Raw genomic sequence first — 545 nt, forward strand, 5'->3', positions numbered from 1 at the left:
GTCATCCGTGCCTGCAAGGAACTCGGCGTGCGCAGCGTCGCCGTGTACTCCGAGGTGGACCGTGACGCGCCGCATGCGCGGTTGGCCGACGAGGCGTATCTGCTGGGGCCGACCGCGGCGTCGGAGTCGTACCTCAACATCGAGCGGATCCTGGACGTCGCCCGCGAGGCGGGCGTCGACGCGATCCATCCCGGCTACGGGTTCCTGTCCGAGAACGCGGACTTCGCGCAGGCGGTGGCGGACGCCGGGCTGACCTTCGTGGGTCCGCCGCCGGAGGCGATCCGGCAGATGGGCGACAAGCTGTCGGCTCGGGCGGTCGCGCTGGCGGCCGGCGTGCCGGTGGTGCCCGGCACGCAGGAGCCGACCGACGACCCCGAGGTGGCGATCCGCTTCGGCGAGCAGCACGGCTACCCGGTCGCGGTGAAGGCGATGTTCGGCGGCGGCGGGCGCGGCATGAAGGTCGTGCACGACGCCGCTCAGATGCGTGAGGCGCTGGAGGCGGCCCAGCGCGAGGCCAAGGCCGCGTTCGGGCGGGGCGAGTGCTA

1 protein-coding gene is annotated in these 545 nt (G+C 73.2%); it reads left to right on the forward strand.

Features of this window, described 5'->3' with window-relative positions; translation table 11 throughout:
* Positions 1-545 (forward strand): biotin carboxylase N-terminal domain-containing protein (locus ACERM0_RS22760; RefSeq protein WP_373680889.1); only part of this gene is annotated, 545 nt, incomplete at both ends.

Source organism: Egicoccus sp. AB-alg2 (assembly GCF_041821065.1).
GTDB lineage: Bacteria > Actinomycetota > Nitriliruptoria > Nitriliruptorales > Nitriliruptoraceae > Egicoccus.